The organism is Methylorubrum suomiense, from assembly GCF_022179765.1.
Taxonomy (GTDB): domain Bacteria; phylum Pseudomonadota; class Alphaproteobacteria; order Rhizobiales; family Beijerinckiaceae; genus Methylobacterium; species Methylobacterium suomiense.
The window spans coordinates 1-19,335 of sequence record NZ_BPRE01000026.1; the positions used below are offsets into that span (position 1 = coordinate 1).

Consider the following 19,335-nt stretch of genomic DNA (forward strand, 5'->3'; position numbering starts at 1 on the left):
CAACGTGATGACCTACGAGCACAAGGGCAAGCAGTACGTGGGCGTCCTGTCGGGCGTCGGCGGCTGGGCGGGCATCGGCCTTGCGGCCGGCCTGACCGACCCGAACGCCGGTCTCGGCGCGGTGGGCGGCTACGCGGCCCTGTCGAGCTACACCAACCTCGGCGGCCAGCTCACCGTCTTCGCCCTGCCGAACAACTAAGCGCCGCATGCGCCTTCCGGTGATCCGGAAGGCGCCGTCGGATTCGCGAAACGCCTCCGGCCGCATCCGCGACCGGGGGCGTTTCTGTTTGCGGGCGATCGGGACGGACGGTGCGCGCCCGACCCGGCGGGCCGCTCTCGATCCGGCCGGGCGTCGTTGTTCGTGCGTGTGGGAGGGGAGCTGAGCGTAGTGCCGTTTTCAGTGTGCGGCGGTCTGATCACATCTCCGCTTCGGCCAACTCCGCGGTCCCGCGTCCCAGCCTCTCGGCCAGGAAGCTGCGCGCGCGGCTGACCCGGCTCTTCACCGTGCCGACGCGGCATTCGAGGCGGGCCGCCGCTTCCTCGTAGGTGAAGCCCTCGGCCCCGACGAGGAGGAGGGCTTGCCGCTGCGATGCGGGCAGCATGTGGATCAGGTCCATGACGGAGCCGAGCGCCACGGTGTGCTCTTGCCCGGCCGGCGTCGTCAGCGAGGCGGCGTGATGGCCTTCCGCATCCTCGACCTCGCGCCGCTTGCGGCGGCACTCGCTGTAGAAATGATTGCGCAGAATCGTGAAGATCCAGGCGGAGAAATTGGTGCCCGGCACGAACCGCTCGCGGTTCGCCCAAGCGCGCACCAGCGCCTCCTGAACCAGATCCTCCGCCCGCGCCGCATTCCCGCAGAGCGACAGGGCGAACACCCGCAGGGCCGGCACACATTCGACGAGGGCGTCGCGGACGTTCGTATCGATGCGCTGCCCCGCCCGGACCGCGAAGAGACCCAACAGCGCGGACAGGCGTTCCGGGATGAGGTCGGGTTGTGCCGGTGCGAAATAATCCCGCAAGGGTGCGGTGAGGTGGGCTGGAATGTCGGCGGCGGCGCAGCCCGCCCATTCCGGCCCCGAGGCATTCCCCGCCGCCTGCGTGAGGATTGTCAGGAATGGGTCCGCCGGATCGGCTCCGCGCCCCTCGAGAGGTTCCGCAAGGCAATTCGTCATCGGATCGGAGCCTCTCGCAGGAAATCGGCGGGAGCGACGCTCCCAGGCCGTTGGAAGAAAATCGGGGTTGGATTGGTGCCGGTCATCGGCCGGTCCATCGGGACGTTCACGGACCGCAGACCCGTCGACGTCGGTCCGACAGCGTCGCTCGCGCCGTCTCGATGGCGATAGAGAGCGCCGACATCGTCCGCGCGTCGGGATCCCGCTCGCGGGCGTAGCGGACGGCGTCGGCGGCGAGGCTGTCGACCTCGGCGGTCAGGGCATCGAGATTGCTCACATGACTCGCCGCACGGGCCTGCCCGATCAGGTCGAGCAGACGGTCCATGATCTCGTCGATCCGCTCCCGCCGCAGGGCGGCGAGGCGTTGGCGGATCCAAGCCAGGACCGAAACCAGACCGCCGGCGATGGCGCCGAGCAGGTACAGGGTGTCGCCGTAGCGCTCGACGAAGCCGTGCTGTTCGCGCTCGAAATAATCGATCGCCCCGGGATGGATCGGGATGCGCGCGCTCGTCGCCGCCGCCGTGGTGTCGTAGGACGGTGCCTGGACGTATTCGGCGGCATCCGTCTTCTCCGCCGCCGCCGTGCGCTTCTCGAACAGCTGTTGGGTCACGTCGGCGGCGAGCGCCCGGCTGAGCGTCGCGCGCGCCATCAGCCGGTAGGAAGCGCCCACCGTTTTCACATCGTCGCTCGGCAGCTTCGGATCGCCGCCGAACAGGCCGCCCGGCACCGTCACCGATTGGAGGCGTGGGAAGCGCTCGATCACGGCGCCGTCATCCTCCACCGCGACGAACTCGACCCGACCGGCGCGGGCGGCGGACCGGACCGCCCCGATCATGGCGAGGGCTTTCGGGGCGGAAGGGGCGATGATGCTGACGAAGGCGTCGATCCGCTTCTCGCGGAAGCTCGCCGCCACCGCGTCCTGATCGATCCGCACGAGGTGCACCGCGCGGTCGTGGCTCGGGCCGCCCGCATCCGTCGACAGGATCAGGCCGTAATAGCCGAGCAGATTCTTGAGGAGCGTAAAATCCGCGTCCCGGTGGGCCGCGATGCCCAGACGCTTGCCGGCGAGTCTCGGGAAGCTCTTGATCGGCGCCTGATCCGGGGAGGCGATGATCATCGCCTGATCCCGCAGGATCGCCAGGGTGAGGCCGTTGGTCGGCAGGAGGACGTCAGGTCGGACCACCGCGAGATCGGCGCGCCCGTCCTGCAACGCGGCGGCGCTCTCGCGCACATCGTCGAAGGAGAGGATCCTGAGGCGGACGCCCTCCCCCGCGGTGTCGAGGGCATCGGCATAGGCCTTGATCAGGTCCGGCTCGGTCCCGTCGCGGGGAGCCACCGCGATGGTCAGCACGCTGGCCTGGAGCAGGTACCACGCGGCGGCCGCGCCCGCCGCCAAAACGGCGAAGGCCGCGACGACGAGCGCCTCCTTGCGCAGCAACCAGGACAGTTCGACCCGCATCGTCCCCGCGCGGTCAGGCCAGGGAGATCAGGACGATGCCGGCTACCATGAGGGCGGCACCGCCCAGGCGCGACGGGCCGGCCCGTACCTGCTTCATGCCGAGCCAGCCGAAATGATCGAGCGCCACCGAGGTGAGGAGGTTCGCCGTGATCAGCAGGCCGTTGAAGGCGCCCGCGCCGACCTTGTCGACGAAGAGGAGGCCGGCGAACACCGCGACCGCCCCGGTGAGGCCCGCCAGCGGCATCCACCAGCGCACGCCCTCGATGTCCGAGCGCTGCGGCAGGGGCTTGGGGCGCAGCAGGAACACGAGCACGAACACGAAGACCACGGGCAGGAACGAGACCGTGGCGGCGAGCCAGGGGTTGATCAGGGCTCCGCGCAGCTGCGCGTTCCAGACCACGCCGATGGCCTGGAGCGCGCCCGCCACGACGATGAAGGGATAGAGCAGCCGCGGGTTGAGGCCGTGGCCGGAATCCTTCGCCCCGCCCCCCGAATCTCCCTTGTCGGGGGTGACACGGGCGATGAAGGTGACGCCCACCGCCATCAGCAGGCCGCCGATCCAGGGCATCAGCTTGAAGCCGCCGCCCTGCAGGCCGAACAGGCCGAAGGCGTCGAGCGCCAGCGAGGTCAGGATGTTCGCCGTCAGCGTCAGACCGTTGAACGGGCCGGCGCCGACCTTGTCGACGAAGGCAAGGCCGCCGAACACCGCGACCGCTCCGGCGACGCCGCCGAGCGGCGCGTACCAGGGCATCGAAGCGAGGTTCTCCGCGGTCGGGAGCGGCATCGGCATCACGAGGAACAGCGTCGCGAAGACGAAGACGATCGGCAGGAACGAGACCGAGGCTGCCAGGAACGGGTTGACGAGATGCCCGCGCAGCTGCGCGTTCATGGAATTGCCGAGCGCCTGGAGAGCGCCGGCCACGATGATGAAGGGATAGAGCAGGGCGGCGTTCACGGGCGCGCGTCTCCGATCAGACCAAGAGAAGGGCGCCGAGCGCCAGGATCAGGGCCGGCGGCATCACCAGGAACCCGAGCTTGAGGAAGGCGAGGGCCGAGACGTCCTGACCCTCGCGCCGGATCGCGGTGAGCCACAGGATCGTCGCGAGCGAGCCGGTGACCGACAGGTTCGGACCGAGATCGACGCCGATGAGGATCGCACCCGCGACCTTCTCCGGCACGTGCGCGGCCTGCACCGCCGCGCCCGCCAGCAGGCCCGCGGGCAGGTTGTTCACGAGGTTCGACCCGAACGCGACGATGGCGCCGCCGGCCCAGGCGGCGAGCGCCGGGTCGCCGTCGGCGGTACGCTTGAGGAGGTCCGCGAGCATCTGCAGGACGCCGGTCTTCTCCAGCGCCTCGACCAGCACGAACAGCCCGGCCACCAGGGGCAGCACGCTCCACGACACGTCACGCGCCACCTCGACCGCGCCGCCCCGGTTGATCAGGATGACGGCCACCGTGGTCGCAAAGCCCGCGATGAAGGTCGGCAGGCCGAGCTCGATCCCCGCGGCCGAGGCGGCGATGAGCGCCGCGCCGGTGGCGACGATGCCGGCGCCCGCGACCTTGCCGCCGAAGCTCAGCGCCGGGGTCTCGACATCTTTCGCCACCGTCTCCGCCTTCAGCTGCGCGTTCTGGGTGAGGCGCAGGACGGCGTAGGTCGTCACGATCGCGAGCACCGAGGGAAGCGTGAAGGTGGCGAGCCAACGTCCGAGGGGCGGCATGTGCTCGGCGAAGACGACGAGGTTGGCCGGGTTCGAGATCGGCAGGACGAAGCTCGCCGCGTTGGCGATGAAGGCGCAGATGAACAGGTAGGGGAGCGGCTGCTTGACGCCGGCCGCCTTCGTCGCCGCGAAGACGGCCGGCGTCAGCACGACGGCGCAGGCGTCGTTCGACAGGAACACCGTCACCACCGTGCCGACGACGTAGATGAGCAGGAACAGTCGCGTCGCCGAACCCTTGGCCGCCCGCACCGCGTGGGAGGCGAGCCAGTCGAACAGGCCTTCCTTCCGGGCGATCTCGGAGAGAAGCATCATGCCCACCAGGAACAGGTAGACATCCGTTCCCTTGAGCACGCCCTCCAGGGCGGTGCCGGGTGCCAGGAGACCGAGCGCGACGAGGGCGCCGGCGCCCAGCACCGCCCAGATCGCCTCGGGCCAGGAAAACGGTCGCAGGATGACCCCGAGCATCGCGAGCGCGGCGATGCCCCAGGTCGCGAGATGGGGGGTCAGGGAAAGTGCGCCCATGGCCGGGGTCGTCCTTGAAAATCAGCGAGGATGAAAAGCGTTGCTACCAGTGCCGGCCGCGGCGGTTGGGCCCGAGCTGATCGCCGCGAATCCCCTTCTCCGGCCAAGCCTGGATCCGGAACGCATCGCTGCCGGGACGCTCCGGCGCAAGCGGCGGCACGAAGGACCGCCCGACCGGCTCGATCACGTCGGTATCTTTCCGCAGCGCGCCGTTCTTGCGGGGATTCACGGTGCCGTCCGCGACCTCGACCGACAGGCGCCGGGCGCCCTGCGGCCACTCGATCGCGGCATGGACCATGCGCGGCCCGACCGGCACCATCGACTGCGCGGGGCCGTCATCGACCCGGACTTGGCAACGCCACGCGCTCTGGGGTTCGTGCGACAGAACCAGGGCGCGCACGTCGACACGCCCGTCCGGCAGCGGCCGCGTCGCGAGGCGGCGGTCGGCGGGGCTCGTGATCATGACGAAAGGCAAAGCTTGGTCGAGAGGCTTGAAGCGCCAGCTGACCACGTCGCCGTCGATCGCCGCGACCGCGTAGCCGACCGAGCCGTCCTCGTTCTGACCGACCGAGCGAGCGGAGGCGTAGAGCGTCCGGCCATCCGAGGCGAGTTCGTTGTAGTGGGTGTGGCCCATCTCGACGAGGCGCACGCCATGGCCGCGGATGAGGCCGCACAGTTCCGCGCGCTCGGCCGGCTCCCGGAGATCGTCCGGGTAGGTATGGGTGAAGATCGCGCAGGGCAGACCGTCGGCGTCGGCCTTCGCCAATTGCGCCGCCAGCCACGATCGCTGGTCGGGGCCGAGCCGGAAGTCGAGCCCGAAGCCCTCCTCACCGTAGCCGGCGCTGATCATGTCGAGGAACAGGCAACGGACGCCGCCGATGGTCTCGGCGTAGTAGTGTTGCACGGCCGCGCTGCGTTCCCGCGGGCGCGGCAGATGGTTGCTGACCGTTTCGTGTCCGCCGCCGCGCGGGCTCTTGGCCGCCCGGGAAAAGAACGCCTCGAAATCCTGCATCGAGCCGAGCTGGCGATCATGATCGCCCGCGATGAGGCGAACCGGAAGGTCGGGATGGGCATCCAATGCCCGCTCCAAGATCGCGTATTGCGCGGCTGTGCCGTGTTCCGCGAGATCCCCCGGCAGATAGGCGAAGTCGAGAAGGCCTCGCGCGTGCAGACCGGCTACCTCGGCGAGGCAGCGGCTCAAATCGACGGCGTTCTGATCTTGAGGCTCTTCCAGATGCAGATCGCCGATATGGGCGAAGGCGAAGACGCCATGCGCGCTCATCGCCGTGCCCGCGCCGCCGTCACGCCGCCGCTCCGCTTCATCACTGGACGCGTCCCACCGTTCAGGGGCCGTCAAGCGGGGCCCATGCGACGGGCTCGACGCATGAGGCAGGGCGCAGTTCCGGCCCGTGCGAGGCCTTGCGGCACCACACACGAATGTTTTATCGGGCAGGCGCTTACGACGTGCCCGCAGCGCCGGAATCGTCGTCTTTCCCGACATCCGTCGTCGTATCCGGCGACACCTCGCCGTCCGTCGTCCCGGCGAGGCCGTAACGCTCCAGCTTGGCGTAGAGGAGCTGGCGCTGGATTCCGAGGCGACGCGCGGCCTTGGTCCGGTTGCCGTCCGCCGCCTGGAGCGCGGCGGCGATCATCGCCCGTTCGAGCCGCGCCACGGCACCGGGCAGGTCGAGATTATCTTCCGCGGATGCATCGCCGTCGGTGGGAGGCAGGTGCTCGGGAAGGTGGAGATCGGCGGCCTCGATCAATCGTCCCCGCACCATCACCGCCGCCCGCTCGACGACGTTGCGCAGCTCGCGCACGTTGCCCGGCCAGCGATGGGCCAGCAGACGATCGGCGGCCGATGGGCCGAGGCGCTTGCCCGAGGCCGCCAGGAAATGTTCGGCCAGCGGAACGATGTCGTCCCGCCGTTCACGCAGGGGCGGCAGGGCGATCGGGACGACGTTGAGGCGATAATAGAGGTCGGCGCGAAAGCCTCCCTCGATCACCATCGCCTGCAGATCGCGATGGGTGGCGGCGACGAGACGGACATCGACCCGTCCCGGACGCCCGCCGACGGGCGTGACGAGACGGTCCTGGATCACCCGCAGGATCTTGGCCTGCATCACCGGGGACATGTCGCCGATCTCGTCCAGGAACAGCGTGCCGCCTTCGGCGAGGTGGAAGGCCCCGGCCCGGTCCGCCGTCGCCCCGCCCACCGCGCCGCGAACATGGCCGAACAACTCGCTCTCCAGCAGCTCAGCCGGAGTGGCGGCGCAATTGACCGGCACGAACGGGCGATCGCGGCGCCCGGAAAAGGCGTGGAGGGCGCGGGCGACCTCCTCCTTGCCGGTGCCGGTCTCGCCCTGGATCAGGATGGTGGCGGCGCTGTCGGCCACGAGCCCGATCGCCTTCTGGACGCGCCGCATCGCCTCGCTCGAGCCGATCAGCCCCCCGCCCGCCTCCGGCACACCGGCCTGTTCGGGTTCGGTGCGAGTGCAGATCAGCATGGCATCGAGGGCTGCCGCGAGATCGGCGCGGCCGATCGGCTTGGTGAGGTGATCGTGCGCCCCGAGCCGCATCGCCTCGATCGTGTTGGCTGGGCTGGCATAGGCGGTCAGCACGGTGACCGGCGGCGGATCAGGCAGCGCGCGGATCTGCGCCAGCGTGGCGATGCCGTCGAGATCGCCCGGCATGCGCAGGTCGAGGAAGATCGCGGCGATTCCCCGATCCGCGAGCCGCGCCACGGCCTCGCGGCCGGAGCGGGCCGGCACGGGGGTGTGACCGAGATCGGAGACGGTCTCGGCAAGCCCCTCGCGGAGGGCGTCGTCGTCATCGACGATCAGGACGGTTGCCATGGCAGATCCAGGAGGAACGTGGTCGCGCGCTCCGATTCAAGGAGCCGGGCTTCGCCGCGATGCGCGAGGGCGACCTTGCTCACGATCGCGAGACCGAGGCCGGTCCCGTCCGAACGCCCGGTGACGAAGGGTTCGAAGATCTGCGGGCGGAGGGCCGGATCGACGCCGGGACCCTGATCCGACACGAGGAGATGCAGGCGGGCGGCCCCCTCACGGAGGATACGACGGCCGGTGAGTGTCACCACGCTGCCGGGGGGGCCGTGCCGGAGCGCGTTGAGAAGGAGGTTGTCGAGGCCCCGCTGGACCTGGGGGCGGTCGATATGCGGATGCTCCGCGCCGGGAAGGCCGTCGGTCTCGACCACGATGCGGAGACCGCAGCCCCTGGCTTGATCCTCGTGGAGCTGCGCGGTCTCGGACAGCAGCCGGCGCAGGTCGGTCGGCTCGCGCAACAGCATGCGGGGCTGGGTGAGATGGAGCAGATCGCGCACCAGGGCATCGACCCGCCCGATCTGGCCGAGGATCGCGCGCAGGGCGATTTCCGCCCGCTGCGGATCGCCGGTCGCTAGGGCATTCTCGGCCTTCAGCCGCATGGCGGCGATGGGGTTGCGGATCTCGTGGGCGATGTCGGCGCTCAGGCGCCCGAGGACGGCGAAGCGCTCGGCGGCGACCGCCTGCTCGCGCGCCTCCCGCAGGCGCAGACCGGCGGCGTTGAGGGCATCGACCAAGCGGTCGAGTTCGCGCTCGCCGGTGCGCTCGAGATGCGCGAGATCGGCATCTTCGCGCCTCGGTGCCGCGAGGGCCGCCTCGAGCCGGGCGATACGGCGGGAATACCCGTAGAGGAAGCGCCCCAGGAAGGCGGCCGCGCCGATGACCGCGACGCTCAGGAAGCCGAGGGCGGCGAGGAAGCGGGTATAGGCGGGCCCGTCGTTGACGTGGGCGCGCGTCATCGTCCAGGCGGTCAGGCCCGCCTCGCGCCCGGGCAGCGGGCAGGCTTGAACGAGCAGGGCCTGGGTGCGGCTCAACCGCTGATTCACCACCGAGCGGCCGAGATGCAGCGATTCGGCGTTCACGGCGGAGATCGCTCCGCGCTCCGCCTCCGGCAGATCGGTCTTGGGGCCCGAGCCCTCGTAGCTCGGAAAGGCGTAGGCGATCGAGCCCGCCGCGCTGCTCCAGATGCCGCCCTCGATTCCGGGTGAGGCGCCGAGCGCCCGGGACACGATCCCGACGAGATCCTCGCTTCCCGGAACCGCCTCCCCCTTGCGGATGAAGACCGTGTAGCGGTCGATGATCTCGCGGCAGGCCCGCCCGACGGCGATCTCGGCCTGGGAGATCTGAACCGCGGTCGATTGCGTGTAGAGGCCGAACAGGAGGTAGGCGGTCGCCGCCGCCGAAGCGAGCAGCGCGATCCAGAGGGCGACGAGCCGTGCCAGCAGGCTGTTGCGCATCCGCTCGAATCTGAAGTTGAACACGGGGCCGCCCCGACCGCGCGAATGCCAGCGCCCGCGTCACATAGCGCTCCTTCGCGGCGCCGTCGCGGCCATCGCTTTCGTCGCCCGCCCGTGGGAGAGCGGAGCACGCGAGGTCCCCGAACGGCGTCGCCCCGTCGCCGCGGGGTGCCCGAAATTGCGAGAGAGCCGACCATGGCCATGAAGACCACCTATGTCGTCCAGTCGTTCGAAGTGAAACGGAAGCGATTGGTGCCCGGCACGAAGGAGGTCGTCGGCACCGAGAGCGGCGCCTTGAAGAAGGCGCAGGCGGTGGCCGGCCGTCTCCCCGGGGCGGCTGCGCTGCGGATTGTGGCCGACGACGAGACCGGCGAGCTGGAGAGCGTGGCGATTCTGGAGGCGTTCGGCGAGGTGCCCGACGATTTCGCCGAAACCCTGCAGGGCGGTTAGGCCCGCGCGGCCCAAGGCCGAGTGAACAGGTGAGCCGATCGGGCCGCTGTGTCCGGTATGGTACAGTAGCCGTCTTCGTGGCGCCCCGGATCGACCGTGATTGACTCCGTGCGATTGCGTCCAATACCGATAGCGTGACGGTTCCCCTCGGGGATCAAAAGGGAACGCGGTGAGAGCTTCCGCTCGATGCCGCGGCTGCCCCCGCAACTGTAAGCGGCGAGCCTTCCGCCACCATGTCACTGGGCAGCCTCGCCCGGGAAGACGGTGAGAGGGCCATGACCCGCGAGCCAGGAGACCTGCCGTCAGTCGTGGTCACACGCGAAACGCGTCGGGCGGGGTGTCCTGGCGGGTGTCGAGGCGCCACGAATCCCGTTGGGACGTGGGTGCCGAGGCCTCGTTCGCGGTGACGTGCCACTGCCGTTGCCCGAGGCCCTTCCACCGTGCCCCATCCCTCCCGATCCGCGCTCCGGGGAGCGCTTGCCCTGTCCTGCGCCCTGCCCATCCTCCCATGGGGCTCCGCCCTGGCCCAGCAGACCGCGCGGCCCTTCGCCGACGCTCCGGCGGGCGCCGCCGCCACGCTCGACGAAATTTCGGTCTCGGCCACCGGCGTGCCGACGCCGACCGCCCAGGTCGGGTCGAGCGTGACCGTGTTGACCGCGGCGCAACTGGAACAGCAGCAGCGGCGCACCGTTCCGGACGCCCTGCAGCAGGTGCCGGGCCTCAACGTCGTGCAGACCGGCGGCCCCGGCGGACAGACCTCGGTCTTCATCCGCGGCGCGAATTCCAATCACACCAAGGTGCTGATCGACGGCATCGACGCCACCGATCCCTCGAATCCGAACGGCTCGTTCGATTTCGGCCAACTCCTGACCGAGGACCTTTCGCGCATTGAAGTGCTGCGCGGCCCTCAGAGCGGTCTCTACGGTTCGGACGCCATCGGCGGCGTGATCTCTTTCACGACGCGACGCGGCGAAGGGCCGGCCCGCATCGTCGCTAAGGTCGAAGGCGGCTCGTTCGGCACCTTCAACCAGTACGGCCGAATTGCGGGCGCGGAGAGCGGGTTCGACTACGCGGTCTCGGTCTCGCATCTGCGGGCCGCCGCGACCCCGGTGACGCCGCTCGAGCTCGTGCGACCGGGCAGGCCGATCTACCCGAACTTCTACGATAACGAGACCGTCTCGGCGCGGTTCGGCTACCAGTTCACGGATACGTTCCGGGTGAACTCGATCACCCGGTTCATTCAGTCGAAGCTGCGGTTCAGCAACGACGATTACAGCCCGTTCCCCCAGCTCGGCGTCGGAGAGTTTCGCAACCAAGCGGACGTCCAGCAAATCTTCACCCGCAACGAGGCCGAATGGACGCCGTTGCCGGGGTTCCACAACGTGGTCGCCGTCAACTACTCGAATCTCTTCAACCGGCAATTCCAGGACATCTACAATCCGCTCGCCACGCCGGCCGACTCGAACGCGCTCGGCGAGCGGCTGCGCACCGAGTATCGCGGCGACTACGCCCTCTCCCCCGGCAATCTCGTGCTGTTCGGAGCCCAGCGCGACGAGGAACGCCTCTTCACCAACAACCCGAACGGCGTCATCACGGCCCGCAACGGCAACACCGCCGGCTACGGCGAGATGCAGGTGACGCCCTTCGACGGCGCCTTTCTCGTGGCCAATCTGCGCCACGACGCGAACGACGCGTTCGGCCCCGCCACAACCTATCGGGTGGCGCCGAGCTACATTCTTCCCGGCACCGCGACGCGGCTGAAGGGCAGCGTCGGTACCGGCTTCAAGGCGCCCACCCTGAACCAGCTCTTCGTCACCGTCCCGGCCTTCGGGCAGGTGGGCAATCCCAACCTGCGGCCCGAGGAGAGCTTCGGCTACGATGCCGGCTTCGAGCAGCCCTTCGGCGCGCGCATCCTCGCGGGGGCGACCTACTTCGCCAACGATTTCCGCAACCTGATCCAAGGGACGTTCGATCCGGTCAATTTCACCTTCACCAACGTCAATATCGGCCGCGCCGAGACTTACGGGGCGGAGGCCTTCCTCGCGGTACAGTTGACCGACACGCTGTCGGGCCGGATCGACTACACCAACACGGTGTCGAAGGACGAGGTCGCGGGCCGGGAGTTGCTGCGCCGCCCCCGTCATAAGGGCAGCGCGACGGCGATCTGGACGCCGATGCCGGGCCTGACCGTGAGCGGCACGGTGATCGTGCTCGGATCCTTCGTCGATGGAGCCCGCGACGCCTCCTTCTCGCGAATCCGAAATCCCGGCTTCGCGATCGTCAATCTCGCGGCGAGCTACGAGGTGTCGGAGGCCGTCAGTGTGTTCGGGCGAATCGATAACCTGTTCGATCAGCGCTACGAGAACCCGACCGGCTTTCTCGGACCGGGGCTCGCGGTCTATGGCGGCGTGCGGCTGACTTCGTTCTGACTCTGACATCCCCGCACGCCATGCCGCTGCGAAGCGTCCTCGGAGCCCTCGCGCTCCTCATTCTTCCGCCGCCGCCGGAGACGGCGGCGGCGCCCGCGCGCGTCGTGTCGATGAATCTCTGCGCGGACGAACTGGTCCTGCGGCTGGCCGACCGCGACCAGATCGCGGCTGTGACCCATCTCGCCGGCGATCCGCGCGGTTCGACGGTGGCCGCCTCCGCTGCCGGGCTGCCGGTGATGCGGGGTCTTTCGGAGGAGATCGTCGCCCTCAGGCCCGATCTCGTCATCGCGGGCGCCTTCACCACCCGGACCACCGTCGGCATGCTCAAGCGCCTGGGCTTCCCGGTGCTCGAACTTCGCGTGCCGGCGGATCTCGACGGGGTTCGGGATCAGATCCGCCTCGTGGCGGCCGCTCTCGGGCGGGAGGCGCGCGGCTCCGCCATGATCGCGGCGCTCGACGCCCGGCTCGCCGCGATCGAACCGGCCCCCCGGCCGTTGCGCACCCTGGTGATGCGGCCCAACGCCTTCACGGTCGCGCCCGGCAGCCTCGGGGACGCGCTGATCCGCGCCGCCGGTCTTACCAACGTCGCGGCCGAGATCGGCCGGGACGGATTCGGGCAAGTGCCGCTCGAAGCCGCGGCCTTGTCGGGTGCCGATCTCGTCGTGGTGGACGAGGCTGAGCCGGGGGCACCCTCGCTCGCCGATACCGTCTCGCACCATCCGGTTTTCCGGGCCATCGCTCGCGGCGGCCGCGTCGTGGCGATCCCGAACCGGCTCTGGACCTGCCCCGGGCCCCAGATCGCCGAGGTCGTCGAGCGGCTCGCCGAGGCTGCCCGGCGATGATCGGATCCGAGACGACACCACCATCCCGCCGCGCGGTCCCGCATCGGCGGCGTCTCGTGATGTTGCTCCTCGCGCTGGCCGTGCTCGCCCTGACGCTCGCCTCCGTCGCCATCGGCTACGCGCCCTTCGACGTGCCGGCCGCCCTCGCCGATCTCGTCGCCGGCCGGACCACCCTGCCCGCCCTGGTGCTGTGGGAGTTGCGCATCCCGCGCGCCCTGCTCGGCGGGCTCGTCGGCTTCAGCCTCGGCCTGACGGGGGCGGCGATGCAGGGCTACCTGCGCAACCCGCTCGCCGATCCGGGTATCCTCGGCATCTCCTCGGCCGCCGCTCTCGGCGCCGTGCTAGTGTTCTATAGCGGGCTTGCCGCTTCCATGAGCCTCGCCCTGCCCCTCGGCGGCGTCGCCGGAGCCGCCCTCGCCGCCGCCCTTCTGGGGGCGCTCGCCGCCAGGGGCAGCGGTACGCTGGGACTGATCCTGGCCGGGATCGCTCTCTCGAGCCTCGCCGGGGCGCTGACGGCGCTCGCCCTCAACCTCTCGCCCAATCCCTATGCGGCCCTGGAAATCGTGTTCTGGCTGATGGGCTCCCTCGCCGACCGCAGCCCCGACCACGTTCTCCTCTGCCTGCCGCTGATGGCGATCGGCTGGATCCTGATGCTCTCGACCGCTCCTGCCCTCGACGCCCTCACCCTCAGCGAGGACAGTGCGGCGAGCCTCGGCATCGGCCTCGTCTCGGTGCGCCTGCGCCTCGTCACCGGGGCGGCGCTCGCGGTCGGGAGCGGCGTCGCGGTCTCCGGTGCGATCGGCTTCGTCGGGCTCGTGGTGCCCCATCTGGTGCGCCCCCTGGTCGGGGCGCGGCCCGGCGCGAGCCTCTGGCCGAGCGGGCTGGCCGGCGCGATCCTGGTGCTGGCGGCGGATATCGGCGTGCGCCTGCTCGCCACCCGCCCCGAACTGAAGCTCGGCGTGGTGACGGCCCTGATCGGCGCGCCGTTCCTCATCGTCCTTCTCCTGAGGACCCGTGGGAGGGCCGCGTGACCCTCGCCACCCGGGATCTCGGGATACGGCTCGATGGCCGCACGATCCTTGATGGGATCGATCTCAGCCTGACGCGCGGGATGCTGACCGGCCTCGTCGGTCCGAACGGTGCCGGCAAGACCACGCTCCTGCGGGCGCTCGCCTCCCTCGTCGCCCCGGTTCAGGGCGGCGTCACCCTCGACGGGCGGGCTCTGTCCGCCCTCCCCCGCGACGAGCGCGCGCGCCGCATCGCGGTGCTGTTCCAGGGGGGCGAGATCGGGTGGCCGATATCCGTGCGGGAGGTCGTGGCCCTCGGGCGCCTCCCCCATCGCCGTGCTTTCGCCGATCCGTCCGCGGCCGACGGGGCGGCGATCACCCGTGCGATGGCGCGAGCCGATATCGCTCATCTCGCCGAGCGAATCGCGACGAGCCTGTCCTCGGGCGAGCGCATGCGCGCGCTGCTCGCCCGCGCGCTGGCAGTCGAGGCCGAGTGGCTGCTGGCCGACGAGCCGGTCACGGCGCTCGATCCCGCGCACCAACTCGATGCCATGACGCTCCTGCGCGCCGCATCCCGAGAGGGGACGGGTGTCGTCGCCGTCCTGCACGACCTCGCCCTCGCCGCCCGGTTCTGCGACCGGATCGTCGTCTTGTCCGGCGGAAGGCTTCTGGCCGACGGCCCGCCGGACGCGGCCTTGAGCGACGGCTTGCTGGCCCACGCCTTCGGGGTGACGGCGGAGCGCGGCCGGGCCGCGGACGGGACCGGTTACCTGCTGCCCTGGGCACGCTCCGGCAGCGGGCCGGAGGGGGGCGATTGTGATCGGGCTGGGATCTGTGTGCCCGGTGCCTCGCCTACCGAGTGATACGTGTTTTCCGACGGGCGCGACGTACGCTTCGGGCGCGTGCGCTGGATGCGCGAACCGGCATCCGGCCGGACAACGACGGGAGATGCCTCCCGGAACGTCACTTCGCTGGCGGCACAACCCGTAAAATCTCCTCGCCGCGCGGCCGCGCTTGGGGCAAAGGCCTGCGGAACGGGACAGCAGACGCCTGACGGGGGATCGGATGGACGGCGCAGCGCGGCGCGAGGGGATTCTGGTGCTGATGCGCCATGGCCAGAGCGAGGACAATGCGCGCGATCTGTTCTCGGGACTGCGGGACCCGGCCCTGACGCCGCGCGGGATCGAGGAGGCTCGGGCCGCGGGCCGAGCCTTGCGGGAGCGCGGCCTGCATTTCGATCGCGCCTTCACGAGCCGGCTGCGGCGGGCTCAGGACACTCTTGCACTGCTTCTGGGTGAGCTTGGCCAGCCGACCCTGACCGTCGAGACGGACGCGGCACTGAACGAGCGCGATTACGGCGCCTTGGCTGGCCTGAACAAGACAGAGGCGCGGGCTCGCTTCGGCGTCGAGCAGGTGCGCTCGTGGCGAAAATCCTACAAGGCCGTCCCGCCGGGCGGCGAGAGCCTGGCGATGGCCGCCGCGCGGGTCTGGCCGTTCTTCGAGGGTAGGATCGTGCCACGGCTGACGGAGGGGGCGTCCGTGCTGGTGGTCGCGCACGGAAACTCGCTGCGCTCGCTCCTCGTGCATCTCGATCGCATCGCGCCCGAGGCCATCGAGGAGGTGAATATCGGCACCGCCGAATTCCTGCTCTACGGCCGCGCCCCGGACGGCCGATGGGTGCGAAACGCCGAGCCGCCGGGACCTGCCTGATGGGTCGATCGACGATCGGGGCCTTCCAAGGCGCTGGTCATCGCTGCGGGCAGGGCAGCGTGCTGATCGAGGCTGTCATGCAAGTGCGCTGGCGCATGAAAATGCCCCACAGCCGGAGGCTGCGGGGCATGGTTCGACTCAATTCGTGTGCCGAAACCGAATACGCAGCTTCGGCATCACGGCGCGTGGTCGAACCGCTTTAAGCGGCCGTCGGCACGCCGCCCGCGATCCGGGCATCCTGACCCTCGAAGCCGAACCGATCGGCGATGATAGTGACCAGGAGAACGTTGGCGGCAGCGGCGGCGAACAGGGCGACGGTGGCGAGGATCATGGCGGCGGCTCCGTGAAGCAATCTGATGAACGGAATATCGCACTGCACCAACAATTCTGGTATGCCAGATGCCATATACAAGCCATGCGGCTGACGCAGCCTTTAGCCGATATGAATCGCAGCGCATGCGTTCACTGCACGATAATGCACATTTTTGGCACGGTTCGACGCTCCCATCCATTCGGCCGGGGACCGTGCCACGACGGAACGGAGCAAGCCGTGCTTGCCTTATGATACCGATGAGCAATGTACGCAGCATGGTCCAGGTGCGAACACAGACCGCCCCCTCCCCCGCCGACGCGACGCCCTCGCTCGACGCTCAAACCCGTGAGCGGCTGGGGCGGTATCTCCAAGCCTTGTACGAGCCCGTGGTCGATGAGGCCCTCGATCCTCGCCTGGCCGCTTTGCTCGAACAATTGGAGACGGATCGTCGCGAGACCGGCTCACGCTGAATGGTAGCGGAGATCGTACCAGGGATGTGATCCGTTGCGCCCCCTTGAGACAAGATTACGCCTGCTCAAGCAGTGAGGGAATTTCGCAACACATCTTAGGGTTCGATGGTGGATTAGAACGGCTTTTTATTACGCCGTGTATCATGCAAATAAATTGTCCGAATCAGCCTTTTGAAATAATTCTGCAGACCATCGATATTGTTATATTGCCAAGATCGTCCTGAGTTCATATTCGATTGAATTTAAGGAATTTGTATCTGTATGACTTATCTACGCGATTGCGAAGACCATCATATGCCGATGCACGAATGGGCATGAGAGATGCCGATAGATCCGTTGTATCCTGTATCGCTTATTTCGACAGGTGATCTCATCGATCGCCTGTCCTTAGCGACGACACTGGCGGCGGCCCTCGTGATTTTCATTGGCCAAGTGATCGTCAGCCGCTGGTGGCTGCGGAATTTCGCCTACGGTCCTGTCGAGTGGATCCTGCGCGCCGTCACGATCGGCCGAGTGCCACGACTGCGCCACCAGCCGCTATAGGTTTCGTGCTCATAAATCGCGGCGGTCGGTGGCGGGGATTGTTGGCGGAAGGGGTGGGATTCGAACCCACGGTGGAGTTGCCCCCACGGCGGTTTTCAAGACCGCTGCCTTAAACCACTCGGCCACCCTTCCGGCGTCGCACCGGCGACCGCTTCTCTCTAGGGCGGCAGCCGGATCAGCGTCAACGTTTCCTGTTTCAGACGGGATTGAGGCGGGTGAGCTGATCGAGCAGGGCGCGATCGTGCAGGAGGGCGAAGCGCTCGCGGGGTGAGAGCCAGCCCTGCGCCTCGGTGAGGGTTTCGGCCTCGACGATCTTGGCGCGGGCGAGGGTGTGGTCCGGATCGATCTGGCCGCGCGGGCGGGAGCGACCCTCAGGCAGCATCGCGGCATGGTCGCGGGCGAGGTCCGGGTCGGCATGCAGGGCGGCGAGCGCATCGGCGTCGTCGAAGCCGCGGGCGGCGTTGCGGGCGGCGAGGGCGCAGGCGCGGGTCGCGATGGCGGGCGGCGTCTCCTCCTCCGGGGTCACGAGCAGGCCGCGCCGCTTGAGGGCGAGACCCAGGGCCAGCTGCCCGCTCGCCCAGGAGAGGGGGATGGCCAGGACGAGGCCGAGGATCGTCGGCGACATCCAGAGGAACAGCGAGGTCGCGATGGCGAAGGCACCGATGCCGGTGACGATGCCGAGCACCGTGTGCCAGCGATGGCGGCGGATGATGTCCGACAGCGGGATCGAGCCGTCGTCGCGCCGTTGCGGGTTCCAGCCGGTGTCGCGCCCGGCCAGGATCTGGAACACCGAGCCCGACTGCACCACCATCGCGATCGGCGCGATCAGCGCCGAGAGCAGGATCTCGATGAGGAACGAAGCCGTCAGGCGCCCCGCCCCGCCGCTCGCCTGCCGCACGCGACCGTCCAGCAGCGCCAGGATCAGCCCCAGGAATTTGGGCGCCAGCAGGATGCCCATGGTCAGCGCGAAGAGCTGGAGCGCGCGCACCGGATCGAAGCGTGGCCAAACGGGATAGAGCCCGAATTCCGCCGAGAAGTATTCGGGCCGCACCCAGGCGGTCTGCAGCACGATGATGAGACCGATGACGAGCTGGGCGAGCCAGAGCGGCGAGGCGACGTAGCCCGCGATGCCCGTGGCGAAGTGCTGGCGCGAGGCCGGGGCAAGACCCGCCGCGCCGATGACGCGGGCGTGCTGGAGGTTGCCCTGCGCCCAGCGCCGGTCGCGCACCGCGAGGTCGATCAGCGACGGCGGACTTTCCTCGTAGGAGCCTTCGAGGCGCGGCAGCATGGTCACGCCCCACCCGGCCCGGCGGATCAGTGCCGCCTCGACGAAGTCGTGGCTGAGGATATGCCCACCGAAGGGGGGGCGGCCCTTCAGGTCCGGCAATCCGGCCGCCTCGGCGAAGGCGCGCATCCGGATGATCGCGTTGTGGCCCCAGTAATTGCCGTCGCGGCCCGACCAGACCGACAAGCCCGTGGCGATGACCGGGCCGTAGATGCGCGCCGCGAATTGCTGGAGGCGAGCGAACAGGGTGTTGCGGTTGATGATGAGCGGCAGGCTCTGGACGATGCCGACATCCGGATCGGCCTCCATCGCTGCGGTCAGCCGCACGATGCAGTCGCCGGTGAGCAGGCTGTCCGCATCGAGCACCAGCATGTGGTCGTAGGCCCCGCCCCAGCCGGTGACGAAGCCGGCGATGTTGCCCGCCTTGCGGTGATGGTTCTTCTCGCGATGACGATAGTAGAGCCGGGCATCCGGGCCGAGCTCCGCGCGCAACTGGCGAAAGGCGCGCTCTTCGGCAACCCAGGCATCGGCCTGCGTCGAGTCCGAGAGCACGAACCAGTCGAAATGCGCGCCCAAACCCGTGGCGGCGACGGATTCATGCATGGCCTGGAGGCCGGCGAAGACCCGGGCGCTGCCCTCGTTGTAGACCGGCATCACGATGGCCGTGCGGGTCGAAAGACTCGTCGGTATCGGCGCGGCAGGGCCGGCCCGCAGCAGGCTGGCGAAGCCGACGAGGGCGCCGGTGAAGGCCAACGCGATCCACGAGAAGTTCAGCACGAACAGCACGAGCAGCACGTACTGCAACCATGTGGCCCCGCCCGAGACCGAGATCACCTCGTACATCTGCCACGCGCCGTAGACCGTGAGCAGGAGGGCGCCGCCGAACACGAACAGCCGTGCGGCGAGCGGCCCGCCCCCGCCCCGGCGCGCCGGGGGCGACGCTGTGCGCAGATCCTGCACCGGCATGGCAAGCGGCGCCCGCGGCGGCATGGCCGGCTCCGGGGCGACATCCTGCGCCGCGGCGCGGTCCAGGACGATCTCGGCGGTTTGTGACATCGGCTCTCCGGTCGGCCCCGGCCCGTGGATGACTTCGTGATGCGCCCGCTGTGCCCCGG

17 protein-coding genes, 1 tRNA gene, 1 pseudogene and 1 riboswitch are annotated in these 19,335 nt (G+C 69.3%); of the genes and pseudogenes, 9 read left to right on the forward strand and 10 right to left on the reverse strand.

Going from position 1 to position 19,335, the window contains the following annotated elements; translation table 11 throughout:
- Window positions 1-199: pseudogene (locus tag MFF26_RS25355) on the forward strand (PQQ-dependent dehydrogenase, methanol/ethanol family); the annotation flags it as partial.
- 217 nt (window positions 200-416) lie between these two features.
- Here MFF26_RS25355 and MFF26_RS25360 read toward each other — a convergent pair.
- From MFF26_RS25360 to MFF26_RS25390, 7 genes are all read right to left on the reverse strand, one after another.
- Window positions 417-1,112, reverse strand: a complete 696-nt coding sequence (locus MFF26_RS25360; protein WP_373324537.1) for a sigma-70 family RNA polymerase sigma factor — start codon at window positions 1,110-1,112, stop codon at window positions 417-419.
- A gap of 166 nt (window positions 1,113-1,278) precedes the next feature.
- Window positions 1,279-2,631, reverse strand: a complete 1,353-nt coding sequence (locus tag MFF26_RS25365) for a TAXI family TRAP transporter solute-binding subunit (RefSeq protein ID WP_137829778.1) — start codon at window positions 2,629-2,631, stop codon at window positions 1,279-1,281.
- Window positions 2,632-2,644: 13 nt separating this feature from the next.
- Window positions 2,645-3,586, reverse strand: coding sequence for a DMT family transporter (locus MFF26_RS25370; RefSeq protein WP_137829779.1), 942 nt, complete (start codon window positions 3,584-3,586; stop codon window positions 2,645-2,647).
- A gap of 16 nt (window positions 3,587-3,602) precedes the next feature.
- Window positions 3,603-4,871, reverse strand: coding sequence for an arsenic transporter (locus MFF26_RS25375; protein ID WP_238308848.1), 1,269 nt, complete (start codon window positions 4,869-4,871; stop codon window positions 3,603-3,605).
- A 43-nt stretch (window positions 4,872-4,914) separates the two neighbouring features.
- Complete coding sequence (locus MFF26_RS25380; RefSeq protein ID WP_137829781.1) at window positions 4,915-6,153, reverse strand: metallophosphoesterase family protein; 1,239 nt, start codon at window positions 6,151-6,153, stop codon at window positions 4,915-4,917.
- Between the two features lie 175 nt (window positions 6,154-6,328).
- The gene (locus MFF26_RS25385; protein ID WP_137829782.1) at window positions 6,329-7,726 is read right to left on the reverse strand and encodes a sigma-54-dependent transcriptional regulator; all 1,398 of its coding nucleotides are present in this window, start codon (window positions 7,724-7,726) and stop codon (window positions 6,329-6,331) included.
- Entirely contained in the window at window positions 7,711-9,195 is a 1,485-nt protein-coding gene (locus tag MFF26_RS25390; RefSeq protein ID WP_308447771.1) for a sensor histidine kinase, read from the reverse strand. Before MFF26_RS25390 ends, MFF26_RS25385 begins: the two co-directional genes overlap by 16 nt.
- Before the next feature lie 171 nt (window positions 9,196-9,366).
- On the opposite strand from MFF26_RS25390, the gene MFF26_RS25395 reads away from it, so the two are divergent.
- From MFF26_RS25395 to MFF26_RS25420, 6 genes are all read left to right on the forward strand, one after another.
- Window positions 9,367-9,621, forward strand: a complete 255-nt coding sequence (locus tag MFF26_RS25395; RefSeq protein ID WP_137829783.1) for a hypothetical protein — start codon at window positions 9,367-9,369, stop codon at window positions 9,619-9,621.
- A gap of 121 nt (window positions 9,622-9,742) precedes the next feature.
- Window positions 9,743-9,939: riboswitch (cobalamin riboswitch) on the forward strand.
- Window positions 9,940-10,061: 122 nt separating this feature from the next.
- On the forward strand, window positions 10,062-12,050 hold the full coding sequence (locus MFF26_RS25400; protein ID WP_238308849.1) for a TonB-dependent receptor plug domain-containing protein: 1,989 nt from the start codon (window positions 10,062-10,064) through the stop codon (window positions 12,048-12,050).
- Between the two features lie 20 nt (window positions 12,051-12,070).
- Window positions 12,071-12,892 (forward strand): ABC transporter substrate-binding protein, encoded by an 822-nt coding sequence (locus MFF26_RS25405; RefSeq protein ID WP_238308850.1) that lies wholly within the window; start codon window positions 12,071-12,073, stop codon window positions 12,890-12,892.
- Window positions 12,889-13,923: a FecCD family ABC transporter permease gene (locus MFF26_RS25410; RefSeq protein ID WP_238308851.1), complete on the forward strand. Its 1,035-nt coding sequence runs from the start codon at window positions 12,889-12,891 to the stop codon at window positions 13,921-13,923. Before MFF26_RS25405 ends, MFF26_RS25410 begins: the two co-directional genes overlap by 4 nt.
- Complete coding sequence (locus tag MFF26_RS25415; RefSeq protein ID WP_137829787.1) at window positions 13,920-14,762, forward strand: ABC transporter ATP-binding protein; 843 nt, start codon at window positions 13,920-13,922, stop codon at window positions 14,760-14,762. Before MFF26_RS25410 ends, MFF26_RS25415 begins: the two co-directional genes overlap by 4 nt.
- A gap of 202 nt (window positions 14,763-14,964) precedes the next feature.
- Entirely contained in the window at window positions 14,965-15,609 is a 645-nt protein-coding gene (locus MFF26_RS25420; protein ID WP_137829788.1) for a 2,3-bisphosphoglycerate-dependent phosphoglycerate mutase, read from the forward strand.
- 199 nt (window positions 15,610-15,808) lie between these two features.
- Here MFF26_RS25420 and MFF26_RS26530 read toward each other — a convergent pair whose 3' ends face one another.
- On the reverse strand, window positions 15,809-15,940 hold the full coding sequence (locus tag MFF26_RS26530) for a hypothetical protein (protein WP_281405170.1): 132 nt from the start codon (window positions 15,938-15,940) through the stop codon (window positions 15,809-15,811).
- A gap of 239 nt (window positions 15,941-16,179) precedes the next feature.
- Between MFF26_RS26530 and MFF26_RS25425 the strand changes: the two genes are divergently transcribed.
- Both MFF26_RS25425 and MFF26_RS25430 read left to right on the forward strand, forming a co-directional pair.
- On the forward strand, window positions 16,180-16,392 hold the full coding sequence (locus MFF26_RS25425) for a hypothetical protein (protein WP_137829789.1): 213 nt from the start codon (window positions 16,180-16,182) through the stop codon (window positions 16,390-16,392).
- A 321-nt stretch (window positions 16,393-16,713) separates the two neighbouring features.
- Window positions 16,714-16,935 (forward strand): DUF418 domain-containing protein, encoded by a 222-nt coding sequence (locus MFF26_RS25430; RefSeq protein WP_137829790.1) that lies wholly within the window; start codon window positions 16,714-16,716, stop codon window positions 16,933-16,935.
- A gap of 42 nt (window positions 16,936-16,977) precedes the next feature.
- Here the strand turns inward: MFF26_RS25430 and MFF26_RS25435 are convergent.
- Window positions 16,978-17,067 (reverse strand) — tRNA-Ser (locus tag MFF26_RS25435).
- 64 nt (window positions 17,068-17,131) lie between these two features.
- On the reverse strand, window positions 17,132-19,276 hold the full coding sequence (gene mdoH, locus MFF26_RS25440; protein ID WP_137829791.1) for a glucans biosynthesis glucosyltransferase MdoH: 2,145 nt from the start codon (window positions 19,274-19,276) through the stop codon (window positions 17,132-17,134).
- Window positions 19,277-19,335 lie beyond the last annotated feature (59 nt).